This is a genomic window from Mycolicibacterium parafortuitum (assembly GCF_010725485.1).
GTDB lineage: Bacteria > Actinomycetota > Actinomycetes > Mycobacteriales > Mycobacteriaceae > Mycobacterium.
Map to the genome: position 1 here is coordinate 2,115,476 of NZ_AP022598.1, position 19,865 is coordinate 2,135,340.

The following is a 19,865-nucleotide window of genomic DNA, read 5'->3' on the forward strand; positions in this document are numbered from 1 at the left end:
CACAAGGGATAAATGAACATGGAGAAACACATCATCGGGCGCGGCCTTCTGGCCGGCGCCGCCGCAGGCGTGCTGGCGTTCGTGTTCGCCCGCATCTTCGTCGAGCCCCAGATCGAACTCGCGATCGGCTACGAGGACGGCATCGCAGCCGCGCATGAGGCGATGGAGGAAGCCGCCGGGGTCGCCGGGCACAGCCACGGCGACGGCGGTGGGTTCACCCGCGCCGTGCAGATGAACATCGGCATGGGCCTGGGGGTGCTGCTGTTCAGCCTCGCGATCAGCGCGCTGTTCGCGGTCGTGTTCGCGGTCGCCTACGGCCGGGTCGGCGACATCTCGGCCCGGCTGCTGTCGCTGTACATCGCGGGCGGCATGCTGCTGAGCCTCTACATCGTCCCGTCGCTGAAGTACCCGGCCAGCCCGCCGGCGCTGAGCCTGGACGAGACGATCCGCCAGCGCACACTGCTCTATCTGGCGGTCGTGGTGCTCTCCGCGGCTCTGCTGATCGCCGCGGTGTATCTGGGCAGGCAGTGGGCCGCCAAGATCGGCAACTGGAACGCGACCCTGGCCGCGGCGGGCGCTTACGTCGTCGCGATCGCGGTCGTGATGCTGATCCTGCCGACGATCAGCGAGACCCCGGCCCCGCTGGTCGACGACAACGGCGTGATCATCTACGAGGGCTTCCCGGCCGATCTGCTCTACGAGTTCCGGCTCTACGCGCTCGGCACCCAGGTGGTCATCTACGCGACGATCGGCCTGGTCTTCGGTGCGCTGATCTCGCGGCTGCTCGGTGAGCGGAAGCATTCCATCCCCGCGTGAGTGAGGTCGTCCGGCTGACCCTCGTGTCACACGCCATGACCGATGCGATGGCGGCCGGACGATTCCCCACCGACGAACCGGTCAACGCGCTCGGCAGGCGCCAGCTCGACGGTGTCGAGCTGGAGTCTGTCGAGCGCGCGGTGTGCGGGCCCGAGTCACGGGCGCAGCAGACGGCCGCGATGCTGGGCCTGCAGCCCGAGATCGAGCCGGCGATCGCCGATCTGGACTGCGGCCGGTGGCGCGGCAGCCTACTGGGCGCGGTGGCCCCGGAGGAGATGACGATCTGGCTGACGGATCCGGCCGGCGCGCCGCACGGCGGCGAGTCCGTCGTGAACCTGGTCGGTCGCGTCGGGCGCTGGATGGATTCGCTGTCGGCGCACCGGATGCGCGTCATCGCGGTGACCCATCCCGCGGTGGTGCGGGCGGCTGTCGTCGTCGCGCTGGACGCGCCGCCGAAGTCGTTCTGGCGCATCGACGTCGCCCCGGTCAGCCGTACGGTGCTGCACTGCCGCGGGCAGGCCTGGAACCTGCGCTCGAACTAATTCGGGATCAGGTCGAACGTCTGCCGCGCGATCGACATCAGCCACGCCGCGGCGGTTTGGCTGCGGTACTCCGGCCAGTTCGACTGCAGGCTGACCACCCACGGTTGGCCCGACTTGTCGACGGCGTACCAGCTGAAGGTCAGGTCGCCGGGCAGGTTGCCGGCCTTGGCGCCGATGTAGGGCCATTCGGTGCGGTCCAGGTCGATGCCGGGTAGGAACGACAGGATGTCCTTGACCGGTGCGGCCTCGCCGACGGCGCCTTTCTGCAGTGCGGCGTGCAGCCTGCAGATGTCGGCGGCGCTGCCGTACCACTCGGCGCCGATGCCGGACGCGGGCTCGTGCGTGCGCTTCGGATCGGGTTCGTAGGGGCGCGAATTCGTCTGCTGCAGCAGCTGGACCCGGCCTTCGGGGGTGGCCTGCTTCCACTGCTCGCGCAGGTCCGGCGTGCCCCAGCCGACCGAGAACAACTGGTGCATGGTCGGGAACGGGGTCATGCTCGCCGGATCGTGATGGCCGGCCTCGACCAGCGCGCGTTCGATGGCGCCCGGGCCGAGCCGCTCGATCAGCAGATCGGTGGCCATGTTGTCGCTGGCCGAGATCATCTGCTGGGCTGCGTCGCGCACCGTCACCGTCGAGCCCGGCGGCAGCTCGTCGAATCCGGACGAGCCGACGGCCTTGGCCTCCTCGGTGATCGTGAGCGGGTCGGTCCATGTGACCGTGCCCGCCTTGACGGCGTCGGCGACGGCGAGCAGCACGTAGAGCTTGAAGATCGACGCCAGCGGCAGCGACAGGTCGGTGTTCGAGCCGGCGACCTTCTCGCACCGGCCGTCGACGACCTTGGCCACCTGGTAGGAGTACCGCGCGCCGGTGCTGGTCAGCTCTTCGTCGATGTCGGACCAGGTGTCGATCTGCGGGGGTACCAGGTCGACGGTGAACCGGTCGACCATGCCGGCCTCGTCGGTGCGCAGCTTGATGGTCTGTGCGACGCCGTAGGACGTCCGCACGTCGAGGGTGGCCCAGCCGGCCCCGACGTCGACGTTGGTGACAGTGAACGGCCGGTCCCACCAGATCCGGTCCATCGTGACGCCGACGTGCTCGACGAGTTCGGGGACGGCCATCGTGCGAATACCGACCTCGCCGATCGGCCAGTCGCTGTTGAGCATGTCCATGGTCTGCTTCGCCCGCAGACCCTGCGGTGTGTTGATCTGGATCGGCACGCCGTAAGCGGCGTCAGCAGGTGCTGGACGTGTGGCAGTACACCCGCAGGCCAGGGCCACGGCAGAGACCAGTGCGACCAGTGTGGTCACCCGGCGCCGGGCCCGGACCGCCTCACCCGTTGCTGTCAGTCCCCGCAACGTCGAGTACGACCTCGAACTCCAGCAGCGACGCACCGGTGGCGACGGGATTACGGCGCTCTCCGGCGTGCGCCTCGTGGGCCGGGCCGTTGGCCCAGGCCTGGAAGGCCTCCTCGGACTCCCACTGGGTGACGACGTAGTAGCGGGTCTCGCCCTTGACCGGGCGGAGCAGCTGGAAGCCGAGGAAACCGGGCTGGTTGTCGACCGCGTGGGCGCGGTGCGCGAACCGCTTCTCCAGCTCCGGACCTGCGTCGGGCGGAACCTCGATGGCGTTGATCTTCACCACTGACATGCCGTTAGGTTACCGTGCCGATTCATGCCCACCGACCTGCTGACCCCACGCGGCGGTGGGGGCCGCCCGCTGGTTCTGGTGCACGGGCTGATGGGCCGGGGGACCACCTGGTCGCGTCAGTTGCCGTGGCTGAGCCGGCACGGGCGGGTGTACACCTACGACGCGCCGTGGCACCGCGGGCGCGAGGTCACCGACCCGCATCCGATCGGCACCGAGCGTTTCGTCGACGACCTCGGTGACGCCGTCGAGGCGCTGGGGGAGCCGGCGATCATGGTCGGCCATTCGATGGGTGCGCTGCACTCGTGGTGCCTCGCCGCGGCCCGGCCGGAATTGGTGGACGCCGTCGTCGTCGAGGACATGGCCCCGGACTTCCGGGGCCGAACCACCGGCCCGTGGGAGCCGTGGGTGCACGCGCTACCGGTGGAGTTCGGTACCGCCGAACAGGTGTACGCCGAGTTCGGTCCGGTGGCGGGCCAGTACTTCCTGGAGGCGTTCGACCAGACCCCGACCGGGTGGCGGCTGCATGGCCACCCGCAGAAGTGGATCGAGATCGCCGCCGAGTGGGGGATGCGGGACTACTGGGCGCAGTGGGATGCGGTGGCGGTGCCGACCCTGCTCATCGAGGCAGGCGACTCGGTGACCCCGCCCGGCCAGATGCGCACGATGGCCGAACGCGCGCGCCGGGCCACGTATCTGCACGTGCCCGGCGCGGGTCATCTCGTCCACGACGACGCCCCGGGGAAATACCGGGAGGCCGTCGAGGCGTTTCTAACGACGTTCACTCGAGATACCTGACACCGGCCAGTTGGGGTGTTCCTCGAAGCGGGTGCGGATGGCGTCCACGTCGTGTCGCACCCGGTCGGTATCGCGGTCCTCGAACAACCGGCCGCCCATCGGTGCCGCCCAGCGGAACTGGTCGAGGTGGATGCGCAGTGTGCCGTCGGTGTGTGCGGCCCAGGTCAGCAACGCCGCGACGGCGAACGGCGCCAGCAGGATCAGAAAGGCCAATAGCGTGCTCATGGCAGTAATGCTGCGCTCGGGCAACATCCCGCCAACAGTGGCAGCAGCGACAACTCTCGATAAGATGCTGCCATGACGTTGAAGACGGTCTCGGTGCTCGCGCTCGACGGTCTTGCGGTGTTCGAGTTCGGTGTCGTATGCGAGGTGTTCGGCATCGACCGGTCCAGCGACGGCGTACCGAACTTCGACTTCAAGGTGTGCGGCCCGGAACCCGGGAAGCCGCTGCGCACCTCGGTCGGGGCCACCTTGACCCCCGAGCACGGCCTCGACGACCTCGTCGGCGTGGATCTGGTCGCGATCCCGGCGATCGCCAGCCAGAACGGCAGTTACCTGCCTGAGGCGCTGGACGCGGTCCGCAGGGCCGCCGAGACGGGGTCGATCATCCTGACGGTGTGCTCGGGTGCGTTCGTCGCGGGGGCCGCCGGCCTGCTCGACGGTCGTCCGTGCACCACGCACTGGATGCACGCCGACGCGCTGGCCGAGATGTATCCGACCGCGAAGGTCGACCGCAACGTGCTCTACGTCGACGACGGCAATCTGATCACCAGTGCGGGCACCGCTGCGGGCATCGACGCGTGCCTTCATCTGGTGCGCCGGGAACTCGGCAGCGAGGTGACCAACAAGATCGCCCGCCGCATGGTCGTGCCGCCACAGCGCGACGGCGGCCAGCGTCAGTACATCGACCAGCCGATACCGGTGAAGTGTTCGGAGCGCTTCGCGCCGCACCTCGACTGGATTCTGGCCAACCTCGACAAGCCGCACACCGTCACCACGCTGGCGCGTCGCGCGCACATGTCGGGACGGACGTTCGCCCGCCGCTTCGTCGAGGAGACCGGCCGCACCCCGATGCAGTGGGTCACCGACCAGCGGGTGCTCTACGCGCGGCGCATGCTCGAGGAGACGACCCTCGACGTCGACGCCATCGCCGAGCGGTCCGGATTCGGGACCGCGACCCTGCTGCGCCACCACTTCCGCCGCATCATCGGCGTCACGCCGTCGGACTACCGGAAGCGCTTCAACACGAGCGCTCCGCGGGTCGCCGAGATCGCCTGATCACCCTCGCGCCTCATCGCCCTCGCCGGCCAGCGCGAAGCGACCGTCGGCGGTCTGCTCCACCAGCCCGTCCACCAACAGTGAGTGCAACGCCCGGTCCCGCTGGGCGGTGTCGGTGGTCCACGCTACGTCCAGCTCCGCGCGGGTGACCGGAGAAGCGTTGCCGCGCAACACGTCCAGTAGTCTGCCGCGGACCTGACGGTCTGTTCCGGCGTAGCGCTGCACGCGTTTGGCCGGGCCGGTACCCGCCGGGAAGCCCTTCGCCCGCCAGGCGCAGTGCTGCAGCGGGCACAGCCCGCAACGCGGCGCGCGGGCGGTGCACACCGTCGCGCCGAACTCCATCACCGCGACCGAGAACTGCGGTGCGGTGTCGTCGTCGGGCAGTAGTGCCTCGACGTCGGCCAGATCGCGGGCCGACGGCGATCCGGCGTCGGGCAGGCCGTGCACGACGCGGGCGACCACCCGGCGCACGTTGGTGTCGACCACCGGAACGCGTTGGCGGTAGGCGAAACACGCGACCGCACGCGCGGTGTACGTGCCCACTCCCGGCAGTGTCAGCAATGTCTCGACGTCGGCGGGGACGACGTCGTCGTGCTCGGTGGCGATCACGGTCGCGCATTCGTGCAGACGCTTGGCCCGTCGCGGATAACCGAGCTTGCCCCACGCCCGCAGCACGTCCGCGGCGCCGGCGGCCGCGGTCGCCGACGGGGTGGGCCAGCGGGCGACCCAGTCCAGCCAGATCGGCTCGACGCGGGCGACGGGTGTCTGCTGCAACATGAATTCGCTGACGAGGATCTGCCACGCCGACACCCCGGGGCGGCGCCACGGTAGGTCTCGTTGTGCACGGCCGTACCAGCCGATCAACTCGTTCGGCTCAATCATCGCCGCGCGCTCAGGCACAATGGCGGCCATGCCGAATACGAACCCGTTGTCCGCCTGGAAAGCACTCAGAGAGGGTAACGAGCGCTTCGTTGCCGGCAAACCCCTGCACCCGAGCCAGAACGCCGAGTATCGGGCCAGCCTGGCGGCCGCACAGAAGCCGACGGCCGTGGTGTTCGGCTGCGGCGACAGCCGCGTGGCCGCCGAGTTGCTGTTCGACCAGGGCCTCGGTGACATGTTCGTGGTCCGCACCGCCGGTCACGTGATCGACTCCGCGGTGCTCGGTTCGATCGAATACGCCGTATCCGTGCTCAAGGTGCCGCTGGTCGTGGTGCTCGGGCACGACAGCTGCGGCGCGGTCAAGGCGGCGCTGTCGGCCCTCGACGATGGTGAGGTGCCGGGCGGATACGTCCGCGACGTCGTCGAGCGCGTGATGCCGTCGATCCTGGTCGGCCGCCGTGAAGGCATGTCCCGGGTCGACGAGTTCGAGGCCCGCCACGTCATCGAGACCGGAAAGCAGCTGCTGAGCCGGTCCACCGCGATCGCCGAGGCGGTGACCGACGGCACGCTCGCGATCGTCGGCGTGACCTACCACCTGCGGGACGGAAAGATCGACCTGCGCGACCATATCGGTGACATCGGCGAAAGCTAGACGACACGCCGGGCAACCTCGAACAGGGCGGCGTGACCTGCCCTTACCGTGAGGACGTGCTGGATCTGGAACCGCATGGGCCGCTGCCCAGGCAAATCTATTGGCGACGCCGCGCGCTCGCGCTCGGAATCGCCGCGCTGGTCATCGGCATCGTTGCTGCTGTGATCACCGTCGTGGTGGTCAACACCAGGAGCACCGAGCAGCCCACCGCCGCGGAGTCCCAGTCGGAGTCGGCGGAGGCCGCCCCTCCTCCGCCGCTGCCCGGTGAGAACCCGGACGTCAAGTCCCCGATCCAGCCCCCGGCGCAGAACGCGCCGCCGCCCACCGCGACACCGACGGCCGCGGTGGTGCCGCCGCCGATCCTCAAGGAGGGCGACGACTGCCCCGACTCGACGCTGGCGGTCAAGGGCATCACCAACCAGCCGCAGTTCATCGTCGGTGACCAGCCGAAGTTCACCATGGTGGTCACCAACATCGGGCTGGTCGCATGCCAGCGCGATGTCGGCGCGGCGGTGCTGGCCGCCTACGTGTACTCCCTCGACAACCAGCGGCTGTGGTCCAATCTCGACTGCGCACCGTCGAACGAGACGCTGATCAAGACGTTCCAGCCCGGTGAGCAGGTCACCACCGAGGTGACCTGGACCGGGATGGGTTCGGCCCCGAACTGTCCGCTGCCGCGGCAGCCGATCGGGCCCGGCACCTACAACCTGGTCGTCCAGCTGGGCAACCTGAGATCGGCGCCGGTGCCGTTCATCCTCGCCGAGGCGGTCCATGCACCGCCGCCGGTCGACGGTGCCGGGCCTCCGCCGCCGGGACCGGCCCCGGCGCCGGTCGGCTAGGGCTAGGCGAGCCGGTCGGCGATTGTCGACTCGGCGAGCTGGGACAGGCCCTCCCTGATGTGGCGGGCCCACATCGAGCCGATCCCGTCGACCGATTGCAGATCGCTGGCACTGGCCGCGAGCAGACCCTGCAACGAGCCGAAGTTGCGGACCAGCAGGTCGACGTGGGCGAACTGCAGCCGCGGGATCCCCGACATCGCGCGGTAGCCGCGTGAGCTCATCGCGGAGTCCTGCGCCTCTGCTGTCGACGGGTAACCGAAAACCCTTGCCAGCGTGGTGAAGTCGAGTAGTTCGTTGTCCGAGAGGCTGTCCAGTTCCTCGAGGGTGGCCTGCACCTGCGCCGGCGTGGGCGGGTCGGGGTTGGCGTGGTAGTCGCGCACGATCAGCTCACGCTCGGTCTCGTTGTCGCCGACGAGCTCGTCGAGCTGCAGCTTGAGCTGCCTGCCGTCGGTGCCGAGCTCGACGACGTCGGAGTCGATCTCCAGGCTGATCCGCCGCACCATCTCCAGGCGCTGCACCACCGTCATCACGTCGCGCAGCGTCACGAAGTCCTCGATCTCGGCCGCCGACAGCTGCCTGCTGACCTCGTCGAGGCGCGTCTTGTAGCGCTCGAGGGTGTCGATGGTCTGGTTGGCGCGCGAGAGGATGGTCGCCGATTCGGGGACCACGTGCCGCTCGCCGGCGACGTACACCGTCACGATGCTCATCGAATGGCTGACCGAGATCACCGGATAGCCGGTCTGGATCGCGGTGCGCTCCGCCGAGCGGTGCCGGGTGCCGGACTCCTCGGTCGGGATCGACGGGTCGGGCACCAACTGGACGTTGGCGCGCAGGATGCGGCTGCCGTCGCTGGAGAGCACCACCGCGCCGTCCATCTTCGACAACTCCCGCAGCCGGGTCGGCGCATAGCGGACGTCCAGCGAGAACCCGCCGTCGCAGATGGCCTCGACGCTGTCGTCGTAGCCGATGACGATCAGCGCGCCGGTGCGCCCGCGCAGAATCCGCTCCAGACCGTCGCGTAGCGGGGTGCCCGGTGCGAGCCGGGCGATGGTCTCGCGCAGCGTGGGACGGTTCATCGGCACGACGGTGCGTGCGGACCGCGCTGCCGACGACTTCACGGCCATCTGAACCCCACGCTCCCCACGCTCACCGCGCCGGTCAGGTGCCGGCTCTGTCCTGGTTGGCGCCATTCTGGCTGATACGGCGCAGCACCTGCAATGCCGAGCCGATGTTGTCGGCCTGGCACACCTGGAGTCCGGGCGGTGCGGCGCTGACTCCCGACGGCACCACCGCGACGGTGAACCCCAGCCGGGCGGCTTCGGTGAGCCGTTTGTCCATCCCGGTGACACGACGCAGGTCGCCGGCCAGGCCCACCTCGCCGATCGCGATCGCGGTCGTCGGCAGCGCGAGGTCGGTGAACGCGGATGCGATCGCGAGTGCGACGGCGAGGTCGGACGACGAATCGGTCAAGCGCATGCCGCCGACGGTGGACAGGTAGATGTCGTTCATGCCGACCGGCAGCCGGGCGCGCTTCTCCAGCACCGCGGTGATCATCGCCGCGCGCGACGAGTCGATGCCGCTGACCGCGCGGCGCGGGCTGCCGCTGGCCGGCGCCCCGATCAGCGCCTGGACTTCGCCGATCATCGGGCGCTTGCCGTCGAGGGTGACGGTCACCGCGGTTCCCGACACCGGCTTCGGCCGCTGGTCGAGAAACAGTCCGGATGGGTCCGACACGCACTCGATCCCGTTGTCGTGCAACAGGAAACAGCCCACCTCATCGGCGGCGCCGAAGCGGTTCTTGATGCCGCGGACCATCCGTAGCGCCGACGCGCGGTCCCCCTCGAAGTGCAGCACCACGTCGACGAGGTGCTCGAGTGAGCGTGGACCCGCGATCGCGCCGTCCTTGGTCACATGGCCGACCAGCAGCATCGCCACCCCGGTCGTCTTCGCCGTCATCGTCAGCGCGGTGGTGACCGCACGCACCTGGGTGACGCCGCCGGTGACGCCGTCGGCCTCGGTGGTCGACATGGTCTGCACCGAGTCGACGACCACGAGGCTGGGCTTCACCGCGTCGATGTGGCCGAGCGCGGTCTGCAGATCGGATTCGGCGGCGAGGAAGACCTCGTCGTGGCTGCAGCCGGTGCGTTCGGCGCGTAACCGGATCTGGCCTGCCGACTCCTCCCCGGACAGGTACAGCGCACGGCGGCCCGTCGAGGCCCAGCGGTGTGCGACCTCAAGGAGCAGCGTGGATTTTCCGACGCCGGGATCGCCGGCCAGCAACGTCACCGAACCCGGGACCAGACCGCCTCCGAGGACACGGTCCAGTTCGGTTACGCCGGTGGCGTAATGCCGGGTGGTGCCGGGATCGATCGAACTGATCGGCACCGCCGGAGAGGTCGGGGCGATGGCGCGCCGTATGGCCGTCCCGCCGACGGCGGCCAGCGCGACTTCGTCGACGGTGCCCCAGGTGCCGCATTCGGAGCAGCGACCCACCCATTTCGGGGTGACGTGGTGGCACTCAGAACAGCGATATTGCGAACGTACTTTCGAATTTGTCCGGGCCACGGGCTGACCGTAGCCGCACCCTCCGACAAATCTGGACAACCCCGGCGCTCACGGGGCCGTGTCGCCGAGCGCTCGGTGGCGCTAGTGGCCTCCGCCGGAATGGCCGCCGCCGTTGCCGGTCTGCACGGCTTCGCGACGCGGTGCCTCGCCAGCCGAGATCGGCACGTTGACCGAGGTCTTGCCGGCCTTCTCGAACTCGAAGGTGAATTCGTAGGTCAGGCCGTTGGTGATCGCCTTGCTCAGCTCGATGGTGGCCTCGGCGGCGTCGGCGGGCTCGATTGCCGACAGCGCGGTCTGCCCGTCGGGCGAACCGACCACCAGCAGGCCGTTGACCGGGAGCTCGCGTCCGCCGGTCAGCGTCACGTTGCCGATGTCGGAGGTGACCGACACCAGCTTGTCGGCGACGTCGGGCGAGGTGTTCGCGGCCACGAAGACCAGCTGGGCCTCGTTGCCGGGCTCGATGTAGGCGGTGGTCTGTGTCGCGCTGATGTGGATGTTGCGCAGCACGATCGGGCCCGCATGGGCCGACGTGCCGTTGATCGCCGGTTCCTGCGTCGCGGTCTGGGAGACCTGACCCGCGCTGCATCCGCTCAGCACGAGGGCCGCGGCCAGCCCGCAGGTGGCCGCGGCGGCGACGACAGTTGAGCGCCGTTTGAAGGGGTTCACTGGGGCCTCCTGCTCGGCCGACGAAACGACGTGGCGTGCCGGGCACACGTGTCCCGGCGGTTCGACTATGCAGAGTAGTAGGTCGCGAAAAGGCGCGGTAGCCGAGGTCGGGATGACGCCGAAAGACCCCCGCGCGAAGCACGGATTCTTTGGCCTGTCAACCCCTAGTGTTCGCCGACTGTGCCCCTGACCTGCATTGTTGTTCCGCGCCCGGAAGCCGCCCGTGTTAACATTGACGGGTGAAAGGGGCTCGAAACTGATGATTTTTAAGGTCGGAGACACCGTTGTCTATCCACACCACGGTGCTGCGTTGATCGAAGCGATCGAAACCCGGACCATCAAAGGCGAGCAGAAGGAGTATCTCGTCCTCAAGGTCGCCCAGGGCGATCTCACGGTTCGAGTACCCGCGGACAATGCCGAATATGTCGGCGTGCGCGATGTCGTCGGACAGGAAGGCCTGGACAAGGTGTTCCAGGTGCTGCGCGCCCCGCATACCGAGGAGCCGACCAACTGGTCGCGCCGGTACAAGGCAAATCTGGAGAAGCTCGCCTCCGGTGATGTGAACAAGGTCGCCGAGGTCGTCCGCGACCTGTGGCGTCGTGACCAGGAGCGTGGCCTGTCCGCAGGTGAGAAGCGGATGCTGGCCAAGGCCCGGCAGATCCTCGTCGGTGAGCTGGCACTCGCCGAGAACACCGATGACGCCAAGGCCTCCACGATCCTGGACGAGGTTCTGGCCGCCGCTTCCTGAAGGCGGTAATGACGTTCCGCGTCGGTCTCGGGACCGACGTTCATCCCATCGAGGTCGGTCGTCCGTGCCGGCTGCTGTGTCTGTCGTTCGACGACGCAGACGGTTGCGCCGGACATTCTGACGGAGATGTCGCCGCCCATGCCCTCTGCGATGCGTTGCTGTCCGCAGCGGGCATGGGCGATATCGGCGAGGTCTTCGGCACCGACCAGCCGCAGTGGCGCGGCGTCAGCGGCGCCGAGATGCTGCGGCATGTTCACTCGCTGCTCAGCGCGCAGGGCCTGCGCGTCGGCAATGCCGCGATACAGGTGATCGGCAACCGCCCGAAGATCGGTCCGCGCCGTGCCGAGGCTCAGCGCGTGCTCTCCGAGTTGCTGGATGCGCCGGTCTCGGTGTCGGCCACCACGACCGACGGTCTCGGGCTGACCGGTCGCGGGGAGGGGCTGGCGGCGATCGCGACGGCGTTGGTGCTCACCCGAGATGACCGATGAGCGCTTGCGCGAAGAGCCGACAAGCACCGATGAGCGCTTGCGCGAAGAGCCGACGAGCACCGATGAGCGCTTGCGCGAAGAGCCGACAAGCACCGATGAGGGTTTAACGCGAACTGGCCGGTAAGCTGGCCCGTCGTGACCGAACGCCCCGCAGCTGTCATGCGGCTCTATGACACTTTGTCTGGCGGTGTGCGCGATTTCGCGCCACTGCGGCCCGGCCATGTCTCCATCTACCTCTGTGGCGCCACGGTGCAGGGCCTGCCGCACATCGGGCATGTCCGCAGCGGTGTCGCGTTCGACGTACTGCGGCGCTGGCTGACCGCCAAGGGCCTGGACGTGGCGTTCATCCGCAACGTCACCGATATCGACGACAAGATCCTCAACAAGGCCGCCGACGCCGGCCGGCCGTGGTGGGAGTGGGCCGCGACCTACGAGCGGGCGTTCACGGCCGCCTACGACGCGCTGGGAGTGCTGCCCCCGTCAGCCGAGCCACGCGCCACCGGACACATCACGCAGATGGTCGAGCTGATCGAGCGGCTCATCGAACGCGGTCATGCCTACACCGGAAACGGTGACGTCTACTTCGACGTCTCGACCCTGCCCGACTACGGCAAGCTCTCGGGGCACCGCATCGACGACGTCCATCAGGGTGAGGGCGTCGCGACCGGCAAGCGCGACCAGCGCGACTTCACGCTGTGGAAGGGCGCGAAACCGGGTGAGCCGTCCTGGCCGACCCCGTGGGGCCGGGGCCGTCCCGGCTGGCACACCGAATGCGTCGCGATGTGCGAGTGCTATCTCGGGTCGGAGTTCGACATCCACGCCGGCGGTATGGATCTGGTGTTCCCGCACCACGAGAACGAGATCGCCCAGGCCGAAGCCGCCGGTGACGGCTTCGCCCGATTCTGGCTGCACAACGGCTGGGTCACCATGGGTGGTGAGAAGATGAGCAAGTCGCTGGGCAATGTGCTGGCGATTCCCGCTGTGCTGCAACGGGTCCGGGCCGCCGAGCTGCGCTACTACCTGGGCAGCGCGCATTACCGTTCTATGCTGGAGTTCTCCGAGAACGCGCTGCAGGACGCGGCGAAGGCCTACAGCGGTATCGAGGATTTCCTGCACCGGGTGCGGGTGCGGGTCGGTGCGGTGGTCCCGGGGGAGTGGACGCCGAAGTTCGGCGCGGCGCTCGACGACGACCTCGCCGTGCCGGCTGCGCTGGCCGAGGTGCACGCCGCGCGGGCCGAGGGGAACCGGGCGCTCGACTCCGGGGACCACGAGAGCGCGCTGAGCCATGCGATGTCGATCCGCGCGATGATGGGCATTCTCGGTGCGGACCCGCTCGACGAGCGCTGGGAGAACCGCGACGAGACGTCGGCGGCGCTGGCCGCGGTGGATGTGCTGGTGCATGCCGAGGTGCGGCGCCGGGAGCAAGCCCGGGCCAACAGGGACTGGGCGGAGGCCGACGCCATCCGCGACCGCCTCAAGGAGGCGGGTATCGAAGTGACCGACACCGCCGACGGTCCGCAGTGGTCACTGGTGGACGGAGCGGACAAGTAATGGCAGGAAACTCGCAGCGGCGCGGAGCGGTCCGCAAGGCAGGCACCAAGAAGGGGCCCACCGTCGGATCCGGGGGCGTCCGCCGCCGGGGCCTCGAGGGGCGCGGCGCGACCCCGCCCGCCCACGAACGTCCGCACCACCCCGCGGGCAAGCGGGCGGCCAAGGCGGCGCGTCAGGCGCAGGGCCGGCACAAGAAGACCGACGACACCGAGATCGTGCTCGGCCGTAACCCGGTGGTCGAATGCCTGCGCGCGGGTGTGCCGGCGACGGCGCTGTACGTCGCGCTGGGCGCCGAGTCCGACGAGCGACTGACCGAGGCGGTGCAGATCGCCGCGGACACCGGGATCTCCATCCTGGAGGTGCCACGGCACGACCTGGACCGGATCGCGGCCAATGGTCTGCACCAGGGCATCGCGCTGCAGGTCCCGCCCTACGTGTACGCCCATCCCGAGGACCTGCTGCGGGATGCGACCTCCGACGCGGCTCCCGCACTGCTGGTAGCGCTCGACAACATCTCCGACCCGCGCAATCTCGGCGCGATCGTGCGGTCGGTCTCCGCGTTCGGCGGCCACGGTGTGGTGCTGCCGCAACGCAGGTCGGCATCGGTCACCGCGGTCGCGTGGCGCACCAGTGCGGGTGCGGCGGCCAGGACTCCCGTCGCGCGCGCCACCAACCTGAACCGCACGCTCAAGCAGTACGCCGACGCCGGGCTGCTGGTGGTCGGCCTCGACGCGGGCGGCGACACCACGATCGACGAGATCGACGGCACCGCACCGATGGTGGTCGTGGTCGGATCCGAGGGCAAGGGACTGTCGCGGCTGGTGCGGGAGAACTGCGACCAGATCGTGTCGATCCCGATGGCGGGCCCGACGGAGTCGTTGAACGCCTCCGTCGCCGCGGGTGTGGTGCTCGCCGAGATCGCGCGCCAGCGCAGGACGGGCTAGAGCCCGACCAACTGGATCCAGGCCCACAGGCCGAGTACAGCGGCGATCAGCGCCGCCGGGGTGGTGATCAGCCCCACCCGGCTGAACTCGGCGAACCCCGCCTTCAGGTCCCGCCGAACCACGCTGCGCCACAACAGGTTCGCCAGTGATCCCACGTAGGTGAGATTGGGTCCGATGTTGACCCCGATCAGCACCGCCAGCACTGCCGCCGGGCCCGCAGTGGTCACCAGCGGCAACAGCACCAGCACGGCGGGCAGGTTGTTCACCAGGTTGGACAGCGCGGCGGCGACCGCGGCGATGCCGAGCAGTGCCGCCAGCCCGGTCCCGTCGGGGATGATCCGATGCATCGCCGGCTCCAGGCCGTTGCGCATCACCGCGTCGACCACCACGCCCAGGCACAGGACGAACGCCAGGAACGGGACGTCGAGCGCCGCAGCTATTTTCGGGACGGTGGTGCGCCGGGTTGCCAGTGCCCGCACCCCGAGGACCACCGCGCCCGCCAGTGCCGCCCAGGCCGGCGAATGGCCCAGCAGCGATGTCACGGCGAACCCGGCCAGGGTGAGACCGACGACCGCCAGAGCGAACATCGGGATCTCCACCGGTTCCGGGGCGGTCGGCGGCCGCGGGTCCACCGCCAGGTCCTTGGCGAAAATCCAACGCAACAGCAGGAACTCGACGGCGATCGCGGCGATCCACGGCAGCGTCATCGCGGCGGTGAAATGCAGGAAGGACAGTCCGGCCGCGCTGAACGCCAGCAGGTTGGTCAGGTTCGACACCGGCAGCAGCAGCGACGCGCTGTTGGCCATGTGCGCCGTCGCGTAGGCGTGCGGACGGGCCGGAACCGACAACACGCGCGCGGTCGCCAGCACCACCGGGGTCAGCAGCACGACGGTGGCGTCCAGGCTCAGGATCGCGGTCACGGCCGCAGATATCGCGAACACCGAAGCGAGCAGCCGGTTCTGGCCGCCCGAGTTGATCCGCGCCATCACGGTACCCGCCGCGTGGAACAGCCCGATGTCGTCGCACAGCCGTGCCAGCACCAGCACCGCGGCGAGGAATCCGACCACCGGCGCGAGGCCGGCGACCTGCTCGACGGCGTCGTCCCAGGAGATCGCACCCGCCGCGATGAGCAGACCCGCGGCGGGCACCGCGACCACCGCTTCGGGCCACCGGTGCGGGCGTAGCAGCGCGAACCCGAGCACCGCGGCCAGCGCGGCGACCGAGAGGATCAGCTCCACGGGTCCGCCGGTTGCCACAGCGTCGGCAGGTGCAGGCCGACACCGTCCTCGCCGGCGAGCCGGCCCAGGATCCGCATCGACACGTCGAGGTCGTCGGCGGCGAACGGCAATGCCCGCAGCGGCTTGTGCAACGGCCGGAAGAAGTCGTCCCAGTGGATCAGCACCACCCGGGCGGCGCCGACGGTGCGCACGGTCTCGGTCCAGTAGTCGACGAGATAGCGCTCCGGCTGCAGACCGAGCAGAGCCACACCGAGATACACGACGTCGGCCCGCGCGTCCGCCAGCGCGCCGGGGACGAAGCCGGCGCTGCCGACGACCAGAAGCGTCCGTCCGGTGGGCCGGTGGCGCACCAACGTCGACCACGCCTCCCCGCAGCGGTACGCGGATGCGCGTGCCGGCGGCACCACCGGTGCGGTGACGGGTCCGGGAAAACGGTCAGGTGGGCAGTGCGCGCCCTCGACCAGGGTGATGTCGAAGTTGCCCGCGGCCACGGCCCGCCCGGGCGTGACGACCTCGACCAGGTCCAGGCCGTGTCCGCGGCCGATGTGCGCGGTCGACTGCCCGCCGATGAGCCGGGCCCCGGTGCGCCGGGCCACCTCGGCGGAGTCCAGCGCGTGGTCGTAGTGGGTGTGCACCGGGGTCACCGCGTCCAGGCGCCGCACGTTCAGACGCCCGAGAGCGGCGTCGATGCGCGCCCGGGACGACGCGAGTGGTCGTGCCGCGACGCTGAGAAGGCCGGGCCGGGAGAAGAATCCGTCGGTCATCACCGCCGAGTCGCCGTCGTCGACGAGCAGGGTGGTGACCCCCGCCCATGACACGGTCAGCGGCGCGGACGGCCCCGCCGGAGGCAGATCGAAATACCGTGCGTAGGCCCCGAGATCAGGCCGCCCGGGCTTGAGGCGCATCCCGCCACCTTAAGCAGTGCGCGCCGCCCGCACGCTGCGCCGCCCGGCGACCGCGGCGCCCAGGCAGGCCGCTGCCACCGTGCCCGCGAACCACGGGAACACCGACGCGATGTCCCACCGCGTCGCGGCCCAGCCGGCGACCAGTGTCGGCACCGCCATCGACGAGTACGCCAGCAGGTAGAACGCCGACATCGTCTCGCCGCGCTTGCCCGCGGGCACGACATCGGACAGGTGCCGCAGCGACCCGCCGAAACCCAGCCCGAACGTCGCGCCGAGCAGCGCGGCGGCGACGAACACCAGCTGCCACTGATGGGTCAGCAGCACCGGGATGGTCACCAGCAACGCGACGGCCATGCCGGCGTCACCGATGATCGCCGCGTACCTCGCGGGCACCCGGGTGGCGGCCAGCTGGGCCAGCGCCGCGGCGAAGGCCGTGGTGCCGACCACCGCGCCGCCGAAGACGAGGTTGTCGATGTGGGTCTGGCGGGCGGCCAGCGACGGGTACAGCGACAGCAGCACGCCGAGCACGGACCAGGACGCCATCGCCCCGAGTGCTGAGAACCAGAAGTCGGCACGGATCTCGGCGGGCACGGCGGGCCGGGCGATCCTGATCGGGCCGCGGGTGCGCTCGGTGTGCGGTTCGCGCAGCGCGAGGACGCCGACGCCGACGATCAGGCAGATGACCGCGACCACCGCGTACGGCGTGCGCAGCGGGTGCGGTGCGTACTGGGCCAGCAGCGCCGAGCCGAGGATGGCGACGGTCATCCCGATGTTGAACGCGACGCCGCTGAGTTGGCCGGCGCGCACGCCGTGGTCGGGTCGCAGGTCCAGCAGGGCGGCCGCCCCGGCGACGACGATCGATCCGACCGCGGCGCCGTGGATGGTGCGTGCGAGCAGCAGCAGCGCCATGCTGTCGGCGATCAGGAACACCCCGAGCCCGACCAGCAGCGCGATCAGCGCCCCGACCAGGACCGGCTTACGGCCGACGACGTCGGAGATCTTCCCCGACACCAGCACCGCGCCGAGGGCGGCGATCGCGTAGACCGCGAACACGATCGTGGTGGCCAGCGGCGACAGGTGCCAGTTCGACTCGTAGATGCCGTACAGCGGGGCGGGCAGCCCGGAGACCCCGAGGGCGACACCGCTGAGGACCAGCAGCAGCGGGTAGGCCCACCGCTGTGTCTCTCCGATCGAGCGCTCGAGCGCGACCATGCGGTGTCACCTCCCGTCGGGCTTTTGACAGTCGTTTCGAAGTCGTCGAACCCGATCGACCGTACGCTGGGTTCGACGTAGATCAAACCGGATAGGACGAGGGTTATTCCCATGGCCGACGACGTGCAGGTGGCAGGGCTTGAGCAGCAGGGTGTCGCCCCGGTGCAGCAGGTGCTCGCCGCGTTGCACGACCCGGTCCGTCTGGAGATCGTGCGCCGGCTCTACAACGCCGGGGCGGCGGTGCAGTGCGGCGCGCTCTACGACGGCATCAACAAATCGACGGCCACGCATCACTTCAAGACGCTGCGAGAGGCGGGCTTGACCGAGCGGTTGGTCATCGACGGGCTCACCCATCAGCGGCTGCGCCGCGCCGAGGTCGACGCGGCGATGCCGGGCCTGCTCGACAGCGTGGTGCGCACCGCCAATGCGGAGGCCGGCGTCAGCTGAACGGGGTCAGCGTGACACCCGCGTCGACCAGTCTTGCGCGCACCGCGGTCGCGATCTGCACCGCGCCGGGTGAATCCCCGTGCACGCACACGGAACTGACCGTGATCGGGATCGTGGAGCCGTCGACGGCGTCCACTCGGCCCTTGGTGACCATCGAGATCACCCGGTCGGCGATCTCGTCGACATCGTGGAGCACTGAATTGCGTTCGCGCCGCGACACCAGCTGGCCGTCGGGCCGGTAGGCGCGGTCGGCGAACGCCTCCGGCACCGTGCGTAGGCCGAGTTCGTCTGCGGCGCCGAAGAATACCGAGCCGGCCAGGCCGAGAACCGGTAGCGTCGGGTCGACGGCATGTACCGCTGCCGCCACGGCGTGCGCCTGGTGACGGTTGGTGACGATCGAGTTGTACAGCGCCCCATGGGGTTTGACGTAAGAGACGGTGGTCCCGGCCGCGCGTGCCAGCGCCTGGAGCGCGCCGATCTGGTACATCACGTCGGCGGTCAGATCCTCGCTGCTGACGTCGATGAAGCGTCTGCCGAAGCCGGCCAGGTCACGGTAGCTGACCTGCGCGCCGACGCGGACGCCGCGCTGCGCGGCGGCACGGCACACCGCCGCCAGGTTCGCCGGGTCGCCGGCGTGGAATCCGCACGCGACGTTGGCTGAGGTGACGATGTCGAGCATTGCGTCGTCGTCGCCGAGCGTCCACACGCCGAACCCCTCGCCGAGGTCGGCGTTGAGGTCGACGGACGTCATGGCCCCAACCCTAATGCGGTGAGCGGCGGCGGCAGGCCCACCGGTGCGACCATGGTCAGATGTCGCGCTCCGATGTGTTCGTCACCGCCGCCGAGCTGGCCCGGATGCTCTCCGACGGCGCGCCCGTCGCGATCCTGGACGTGCGCTGGGAGTTGACCGCGCCCGACGGCCGCGAGGTCTACGAGCGCGGCCACGTGCCCGGGGCGGTGTACGTCTCACTGGACGACGAGCTGACCGATCACAGCGTGCCAGGTCGCGGCAGGCATCCGCTGCCGACGGGCGCGGCGGTGCAGGAGGCCGCCCGCCGGTGGGGACTGCGTGACGGCGTGCCCACCGTCGTGTACGACGACTGGAACCGTGCCGGCTCAGCCCGGGCCTGGTGGGTGCTGACCGCGGCCGGTATCGAGGACGTCCGGATTCTCGACGGCGGACTCGGCGCGTGGACCGCCGACGGAGGCGCGCTGGAATCCGGTCCGGTGACTCCGCCGCCCGGCGACGCCACGGTGCGGTTTCCGGACCTGTACGACGGCGCCCTGCCGACTGTGACCGCCGATGAGCTCGCCGGGTTCGCCGGGGTGGTGCTCGACGCGCGCGCCCCGGAACGGTTCCGCGGGGAGACCGAGCCGGTCGATCCGGTGGCCGGCCACATCCCGGGCGCGGCCAACGCACCGAGCACATCGCTGCTCGCCCCGGACGGCACGGTCCTGCCCGGCTCCGAACTGACCGGCGTGCTCGACCGGATCGGGACCGGCGATGTCGCGGTGTATTGCGGTTCGGGAGTGACGGCCGCGGTGACCGTCGCCGCGCTGCGGGCGTGCGACGTCGAGGCCCGGTTGTTCCCGGGATCGTGGTCACAGTGGTCGGCGGATCCGGCGAGGCCGGTCGCCACCGGAGAATGACGG

General features: G+C 69.8%; 23 protein-coding genes. 12 read left to right on the forward strand and 11 right to left on the reverse strand.

The window, feature by feature from the left end:
- Positions 1–18 precede the first annotated feature (18 nt).
- Together NTM_RS10035 and NTM_RS10040 are read left to right on the forward strand one after the other, a co-directional pair.
- Entirely contained in the window at positions 19–816 is a 798-nt protein-coding gene (locus NTM_RS10035) for a CbtA family protein (protein ID WP_163766205.1), read from the forward strand.
- Positions 813–1,358 (forward strand): histidine phosphatase family protein, encoded by a 546-nt coding sequence (locus NTM_RS10040; RefSeq protein ID WP_163766206.1) that lies wholly within the window; start codon positions 813–815, stop codon positions 1,356–1,358. The genes NTM_RS10035 and NTM_RS10040 overlap by 4 nt, the downstream gene beginning before the upstream one ends.
- Here the strand turns inward: NTM_RS10040 and NTM_RS10045 are convergent.
- On the reverse strand, positions 1,355–2,713 hold the full coding sequence (locus NTM_RS10045; protein WP_163766207.1) for a serine hydrolase: 1,359 nt from the start codon (positions 2,711–2,713) through the stop codon (positions 1,355–1,357). The genes NTM_RS10040 and NTM_RS10045 overlap by 4 nt on opposite strands.
- Positions 2,688–3,005: a mycobilin-forming heme oxygenase MhuD gene (mhuD, locus tag NTM_RS10050; protein WP_163766208.1), complete on the reverse strand. Its 318-nt coding sequence runs from the start codon at positions 3,003–3,005 to the stop codon at positions 2,688–2,690. The genes NTM_RS10045 and mhuD overlap by 26 nt, the downstream gene beginning before the upstream one ends.
- A gap of 24 nt (positions 3,006–3,029) precedes the next feature.
- On the opposite strand from mhuD, the gene NTM_RS10055 reads away from it, so the two are divergent.
- Positions 3,030–3,800 (forward strand): alpha/beta fold hydrolase, encoded by a 771-nt coding sequence (locus NTM_RS10055; protein ID WP_163766209.1) that lies wholly within the window; start codon positions 3,030–3,032, stop codon positions 3,798–3,800.
- Here NTM_RS10055 and NTM_RS10060 read toward each other — a convergent pair.
- Positions 3,774–4,025, reverse strand: a complete 252-nt coding sequence (locus NTM_RS10060) for a hypothetical protein (RefSeq protein ID WP_104862573.1) — start codon at positions 4,023–4,025, stop codon at positions 3,774–3,776. The two genes, NTM_RS10055 and NTM_RS10060, sit on opposite strands and share 27 nt — an antisense overlap.
- A gap of 72 nt (positions 4,026–4,097) precedes the next feature.
- On the opposite strand from NTM_RS10060, the gene NTM_RS10065 reads away from it, so the two are divergent.
- Entirely contained in the window at positions 4,098–5,078 is a 981-nt protein-coding gene (locus NTM_RS10065) for a GlxA family transcriptional regulator (RefSeq protein ID WP_163766210.1), read from the forward strand.
- Here NTM_RS10065 and NTM_RS10070 read toward each other — a convergent pair whose 3' ends face one another.
- Positions 5,079–5,960, reverse strand: coding sequence for an iron-sulfur binding domain-containing protein (locus NTM_RS10070; RefSeq protein WP_163769438.1), 882 nt, complete (start codon positions 5,958–5,960; stop codon positions 5,079–5,081).
- 28 nt (positions 5,961–5,988) lie between these two features.
- Here NTM_RS10070 and NTM_RS10075 point away from each other — a divergent pair, with 28 nt between their 5' ends.
- Both NTM_RS10075 and NTM_RS10080 read left to right on the forward strand, forming a co-directional pair.
- Positions 5,989–6,609 (forward strand): carbonic anhydrase, encoded by a 621-nt coding sequence (locus NTM_RS10075; protein WP_104862843.1) that lies wholly within the window; start codon positions 5,989–5,991, stop codon positions 6,607–6,609.
- Positions 6,610–6,665: 56 nt separating this feature from the next.
- Positions 6,666–7,448 (forward strand): hypothetical protein, encoded by a 783-nt coding sequence (locus tag NTM_RS10080; protein ID WP_179963914.1) that lies wholly within the window; start codon positions 6,666–6,668, stop codon positions 7,446–7,448.
- Positions 7,449–7,450: 2 nt separating this feature from the next.
- On the opposite strand, the gene disA is transcribed toward NTM_RS10080, so the two are convergent.
- The 3 genes from disA to NTM_RS10095 form a co-directional block, all read right to left on the reverse strand.
- Positions 7,451–8,572 carry a DNA integrity scanning diadenylate cyclase DisA gene (gene disA, locus NTM_RS10085; RefSeq protein WP_104862571.1) on the reverse strand — a complete coding sequence of 374 codons (1,122 nt, stop codon included), beginning with the start codon at positions 8,570–8,572 and terminating at the stop codon, positions 7,451–7,453.
- Positions 8,573–8,606: 34 nt separating this feature from the next.
- The gene (radA, locus tag NTM_RS10090; protein ID WP_163766211.1) at positions 8,607–10,013 is read right to left on the reverse strand and encodes a DNA repair protein RadA; all 1,407 of its coding nucleotides are present in this window, start codon (positions 10,011–10,013) and stop codon (positions 8,607–8,609) included.
- A gap of 81 nt (positions 10,014–10,094) precedes the next feature.
- Complete coding sequence (locus NTM_RS10095; RefSeq protein WP_163766212.1) at positions 10,095–10,679, reverse strand: copper chaperone PCu(A)C domain-containing protein; 585 nt, start codon at positions 10,677–10,679, stop codon at positions 10,095–10,097.
- Between the two features lie 259 nt (positions 10,680–10,938).
- Between NTM_RS10095 and carD the strand changes: the two genes are divergently transcribed.
- The 4 genes from carD to rlmB all read left to right on the forward strand — a co-directional run bounded on the left by carD (position 10,939) and on the right by rlmB (position 14,410).
- Positions 10,939–11,427, forward strand: a complete 489-nt coding sequence (gene carD, locus NTM_RS10100; protein WP_011892341.1) for an RNA polymerase-binding transcription factor CarD — start codon at positions 10,939–10,941, stop codon at positions 11,425–11,427.
- 8 nt (positions 11,428–11,435) lie between these two features.
- The gene (gene ispF / locus NTM_RS10105; RefSeq protein WP_163766213.1) at positions 11,436–11,915 is read left to right on the forward strand and encodes a 2-C-methyl-D-erythritol 2,4-cyclodiphosphate synthase; all 480 of its coding nucleotides are present in this window, start codon (positions 11,436–11,438) and stop codon (positions 11,913–11,915) included.
- A 159-nt stretch (positions 11,916–12,074) separates the two neighbouring features.
- Entirely contained in the window at positions 12,075–13,466 is a 1,392-nt protein-coding gene (gene cysS, locus NTM_RS10110) for a cysteine--tRNA ligase (protein ID WP_163769439.1), read from the forward strand.
- Entirely contained in the window at positions 13,466–14,410 is a 945-nt protein-coding gene (gene rlmB / locus NTM_RS10115) for a 23S rRNA (guanosine(2251)-2'-O)-methyltransferase RlmB (protein WP_104862566.1), read from the forward strand. Before cysS ends, rlmB begins: the two co-directional genes overlap by 1 nt.
- On the opposite strand, the gene NTM_RS10120 is transcribed toward rlmB, so the two are convergent.
- Genes NTM_RS10120 through NTM_RS10130 form a run of 3 tightly spaced genes read right to left on the reverse strand, consistent with a single transcriptional unit; the run spans position 14,407 to position 17,765 of the window.
- Positions 14,407–15,648 (reverse strand): SLC13 family permease, encoded by a 1,242-nt coding sequence (locus tag NTM_RS10120; RefSeq protein ID WP_163766214.1) that lies wholly within the window; start codon positions 15,646–15,648, stop codon positions 14,407–14,409. The genes rlmB and NTM_RS10120 overlap by 4 nt on opposite strands.
- Entirely contained in the window at positions 15,639–16,553 is a 915-nt protein-coding gene (locus NTM_RS10125) for an MBL fold metallo-hydrolase (protein WP_104862565.1), read from the reverse strand. The genes NTM_RS10120 and NTM_RS10125 overlap by 10 nt, the downstream gene beginning before the upstream one ends.
- A 9-nt stretch (positions 16,554–16,562) precedes the next feature.
- Positions 16,563–17,765, reverse strand: coding sequence for an MFS transporter (locus NTM_RS10130; RefSeq protein WP_104862564.1), 1,203 nt, complete (start codon positions 17,763–17,765; stop codon positions 16,563–16,565).
- A gap of 111 nt (positions 17,766–17,876) precedes the next feature.
- Between NTM_RS10130 and NTM_RS10135 the strand changes: the two genes are divergently transcribed.
- On the forward strand, positions 17,877–18,212 hold the full coding sequence (locus tag NTM_RS10135) for an ArsR/SmtB family transcription factor (RefSeq protein ID WP_163766215.1): 336 nt from the start codon (positions 17,877–17,879) through the stop codon (positions 18,210–18,212).
- On the opposite strand, the gene NTM_RS10140 is transcribed toward NTM_RS10135, so the two are convergent.
- A complete protein-coding gene (locus NTM_RS10140) occupies positions 18,205–18,963 on the reverse strand; it encodes a LamB/YcsF family protein (RefSeq protein WP_163766216.1) in 759 nt (252 codons plus the stop codon). The two genes, NTM_RS10135 and NTM_RS10140, sit on opposite strands and share 8 nt — an antisense overlap.
- 59 nt (positions 18,964–19,022) lie before the next feature.
- On the opposite strand from NTM_RS10140, the gene NTM_RS10145 reads away from it, so the two are divergent.
- Positions 19,023–19,862, forward strand: a complete 840-nt coding sequence (locus NTM_RS10145; protein ID WP_163766217.1) for a sulfurtransferase — start codon at positions 19,023–19,025, stop codon at positions 19,860–19,862.
- Positions 19,863–19,865: the final 3 nt, after the last annotated feature.